General features: G+C 75.8%; 4 protein-coding genes. All 4 read left to right on the forward strand.

What is annotated here, in order from left to right; genetic code table 11:
* Positions 1 to 1,101 (forward strand): hypothetical protein (locus tag BJF79_RS56125; RefSeq protein WP_262402888.1); only part of this gene is annotated, 1,101 nt, incomplete at its 5' end.
* Positions 1,098 to 1,550, forward strand: a complete 453-nt coding sequence (locus tag BJF79_RS32865; protein WP_075903303.1) for a hypothetical protein — start codon at positions 1,098 to 1,100, stop codon at positions 1,548 to 1,550. The genes BJF79_RS56125 and BJF79_RS32865, both read left to right, overlap by 4 nt.
* Positions 1,551 to 1,914: 364 nt before the next feature.
* The gene (locus BJF79_RS32870; protein WP_143220539.1) at positions 1,915 to 3,966 is read left to right on the forward strand and encodes an AAA domain-containing protein; all 2,052 of its coding nucleotides are present in this window, start codon (positions 1,915 to 1,917) and stop codon (positions 3,964 to 3,966) included.
* Positions 3,954 to 4,472, forward strand: a 519-nt coding sequence (locus BJF79_RS54180) for a hypothetical protein (RefSeq protein WP_143220541.1), incomplete at its 3' end; no start/stop codon positions are given. The genes BJF79_RS32870 and BJF79_RS54180, both read left to right, overlap by 13 nt.

Consider the following 4,472-nt stretch of genomic DNA (forward strand, 5'->3'; position numbering starts at 1 on the left):
GGACGACCTCGACGACGACGCGCCGCGGTCGGGCCGCCGGACGCCGCGCCCGACCCCGGCACCACCGAGCTCGTCCGGTCCTCGATCCGGGAGCTGCGGCGCGCCGTCCGGGACGAGCTGGCCCGGATCGACCCCGACGACGACGGCCGCGCCCCCGCGGAGGTCGTCGAGGACGAACTGGAGACCCGCATCCGCCGCTCCCCCGACGCGGCCCGCATCGTCGAGGCGCTCCTGGCCGCCGTCCGCGACCGGTTCGAACTCCTCGGCGAGGGCGAGCTGCGCCGCGACGACGGCGGCTGGCCGGTGTCGTGGACGTGGCGCAGCGACGACCGAGCCGAGTTCCTGCGGGTGATCACGCGGTTCTCCAGCAACCAGGCCGCCTTCTTCGGGCACCTGCTGACACCGCTGGTCGACGGCCTGCGGGTGGCGGGCCCGTTCCGCCCGCGCTGGGCCGGACGGGACGCGCGGCTCGTCCTCATCGACGGCGAGGGCCTCGGCCACACGCCCGGTTCGGCCGCCGAGGTGTCCACCCGGCTGCGCAGGCGGCTCGACGAGGTCGACGCGATCGTCCTGGTCGACAACGCGCAGCAGCCGATGCAGGCCGCGCCCGTCGCGGTCATGCGCACCGCCGCCGCGACCGGGAACGGCGGCAAGCTGTTCTTCGTCTTCACCCACTTCGACCTGGTCAAGGGCGACAACCTGCGGTCCTTCCCGGACCGCGAACGGCACGTCCTCGGCTCGGCCGAGAACGTCCTCGGGGAGGTCCGCGAGGAACTCGGCATCGCCGAGCGCGTCCTGCGCCGCCGACTGGACGAGGCCCGCTTCTTCGTCGGCGGCATCGACCGGCTGCTCGCCCCCGACCTGATCGACCCCGCCCGCCCCCGGGCGCCCGCCGCACGATCGGGCAGCTCAACGCGCTCCTCGACTCGCTGGCCGCGCGGACCGTCCCCCGGGAACCGGGCCCGTCGCGCCCGGTCTACGACCGCGCGCAGGTCACCGCCGCGGTCGTCGAGGCCGCACGGACCTTCCACGTCCGCTGGCGCGGCGCCCTCGGGCACGCGCCGAACCCGGACGCGCCCCGCAAGCACTGGTCCACCGTGAAGGCCCTCACCCGGCGCCTCGCCGAGGGCCACACCGACGAGTACCGGGACCTGCGCCCCGCCGCGAGCCTGCGCACCGCCCTCGAATACGCCCTCTACCGGGCCCTGCAGCACCCCGCCGGCTGGTCCGGCGCCGAACCCGACGCGGACGAACAGGAGGTCATCGTGGGCGAGATCGCCGGCGCCCTCACCAAACGCCTCGTCACGCTCGTCGACCGCCTCATCACCGAAGACCCGCGCCCCGTCTGGACGCGCGCCTACGAGGAACGCGGCAAGGGCTCGACCGTCCGCCGCGCCCGCACCGTCATCGAGGACATCTACGAACGGGCCGTCCCGCTTCCGCCCCGCGACTCCCCCGGCGGCGCCGCCCTCTACGACACCCCGTTCGCCCACGCCGTCCACAAGGCGTTCGAGGAGGCGACCAAGGACCTGGCCCGCACGATCAACTGAGGCAGAGCACTCCCCCGGACGTCGAACGGGCAGAGCCCAACGCACGAGGCCGGACGGACGGAACCAGACGAGCGGAACCGGACGCGCGAGGCCGGACGGACGGAACCAGACGTGCGGAACCGGACGCGCGAGGCCGGGCGAACTCGGCCAGATGGTCGGGGCGGACTGGCGGAACGGAGGGGAACGAGCACCCGTGCGGGCGCCGGACGGACGCGGCGGGGGGGTTCGGGTGCTGGTGAGAGGGTTGCGGGGACAACCGTGGAGTGTCGCCGGGCGTCCCACTCAGACCGCTTGCGGAGATCGTGACCACGGTGGACGCGGGCGCACGGGGGTGAGACGGCGTTGAAAGGATGCGAGGGCGTACGTGACCGGTGAGGCCATGACGCGGGAGCGGATCGGGCACCTGTACGACTATCTGGGGGCGCTCGCGCAGGAGGTGTACGCCGAGCCCGTCCGGCATCTGGGGGACCACGAACCGCAGGTGGCGCCGGACGACCTGCCGGAGCATCGGGCGGTTCGGCTCGCGTCCCCGGCCGGGGAGGCGTGGCTGCGGGTCGGCAAGACGCCCCGGCCGAAGCCGCCCGCGTATCCCCCGGAGATCGCCGGGCTGCTGCGGGAGGTGGGCCGCGACGACCCGGCCGTCCCGCCGGAGTTGCCGGACGACGTCGCCGAACGGGCCGGCGAATCCGCGCGCGAGACCCTCGCGGCCTGGCGGGCGGGGGTGTGGGAGCCGTGGGCGGAGACGGCGCGCGCCGCGCTCGCCGCCAGGGACCTGTACGAGACGCTGTTCCGGCTGCGGCAGCGGATGCGCGCCGACGAGGCCACCCACGAGCTGGTGTGGGGGCACGGGATCCTGGGCTGGCACCACGGCGGGCACCGGATCTGCCATCCGCTGCTCATCACGCGGACGCGGGTGGAGTTCGACGCGGCGTCCGGGGAGATCGCGATCGTGGCCGACGGGCCGACCGGCCTCGAACTCGACTGCCTGCAGGGGCTCGGCGTCCCGGGGCTGGACCGGCTCAACCCGATCGTCGAGGAGCTGCGGGCGGCGCCCGTCGATCCGTGGGCGCCCGACCGGGTCCGTGCGCTGTACCGGCGGCTCGTCGCCCCGCTGGGCCTGGACGCCCGGGTCGACGACGGGGCCGCGGCACCGGAGATCGGCCCGACGCCCGTCATGTCCGGGACGTGGCGGTTGTTCGTCCGCAAACGCCCGGTGATGTTCCCGCGTTTCTTCGAACGGCTCAAGGAGACGGTCGCCGCGGGCGGGCGGCTGCCCGCGCCGCTGGTCGCGCTCGCCACGGGCGACGACGCGGCCGCGGGCGTCCCCGCGAACGAGTGGGCGCCGACCGCCGAACGGCTGCTGCTGCCGCTCGCCGCGAACGACGAACAGGAACAGATCGCCCGCAAGCTGGCGTCGCACAGCGGCGTCACCGTCCAGGGACCGCCCGGTACCGGCAAGAGCCACACCATCGCGAACCTGGTGTCGCACCTGGTCGCGCACGGCAAGCGCGTGCTGGTCACCGCGCACAAGGACCAGGCGCTCGCCGTCCTGCGCGACAAGATCCCCGACGAGCTGCGGGACCTGTCGCTGGCGGTGCTCGGCTCGTCGTCGGCCGACCTGACGGCGCTGCAGCAGTCCGTCCAGGCGATCACCGGGACGGCCGACGGCATCGACGAGGAGCGGGAGCGGCGCGCCACCGAAGCGCTGCGGGACCGCCTCGACGCGGTGACGGGCGAGGTGCTGACGCTGCGCGGGCGGCTGCGGACGTCGCTGGAACGCGAACGGGAGACCCTCGACCTCGACGGCTTCGCGCGGTCCGCCGCCGAGGTCGCCGACTGGCTCGCCCGTCGCGAGGACGAACTCGGTCGCGTCCCGGACCCGCTGCGCGCCGGGACGGAACCGCCCCTGGACGCCGGTGAACTCGCCGAGCTGTACGCGCTGTCCGCGGAGATCGGCGAGCGGGACGCCCGCGACGCGATGCTCGAACTGCCGCCCGCCGACCGGCTGCCGCCGGGCGGGCACCTCGCGGAGCGCTGGGCGGAGCTGCGGCGGCTCGCGGACGTCCTCGACGGGTACCGCGACTACGTCGCCGACCCCGCCGTCCTCGACGCCGTCGGGGAGAGCGCCCTGGCGCGCCTCGCCGAACGGTGCGGGCAGGCCGCCCACGCCCTGCGCGACCTGCAGGAACCGTGGTTGCAGCGGTTGCGCGACCAGGTCGTCCAGTCGCCGCGGTGGCGGGCGCTCTGGGAGGGGCACGCGCAGCGGCTCGGCGCGACGCCGCCGAGTGCGCCCGGCTGCGCGCGGCGGCGGCGGGCGCGGCGGTCGAGCTGCCGCCGGGCCCGCACCGGGAGACGCTCGCGCTGCTGGAGCAGGCGCGGACCCGGTTCGCGCAGGGCAAGAAGGTGTCCGGGCTGACGCAGCGGGCGCTGGCGCAGTTCCTCAAGGGCACCGCGCTGGACGGCGAAGCGCCGCGCACGGCCGCCGACGTCGAACGCGTCATCGCGTTCGTGGAGCTGCGGCGCCGCCGGGAGAGCGCGGTGCGGCTCTGGCGGGACGAGCTCGGCGCGGCGCTCGGCGCGCCCTCGAAGCCCGCCGCGGGCGCCGCCGTCGAGATCTGGATCGACGCGCGGGTCCAGCAGATCGCGACCGCGCTGACCTGGGAGTCCGGCGAGTGGCCGCGGCTGCGCGCCGAACTGTGCGCGATCGTGTCGCCGGACGCGGTCCCGCACCGGCCGTCCCCCGACGACCTGCACCGGCTCACCTCGGTGCTCGGCGGGCTGCGGGCGCGGGCGCGGCAGCGGGCCGTCCAGGGCGAGCTGGACGCCCTCGCCGCGCACGTGTCGGACGGGCGCGGCCGTCCCGGGGCGAGCCCGCTGTGGACCGACCTCGCGGACGCCCTCGGGCACGCGACCGCGGCATCT

The sequence above is a fragment of the Actinomadura sp. CNU-125 genome (assembly GCF_001942465.1).
Taxonomy (GTDB): domain Bacteria; phylum Actinomycetota; class Actinomycetes; order Streptosporangiales; family Streptosporangiaceae; genus Spirillospora.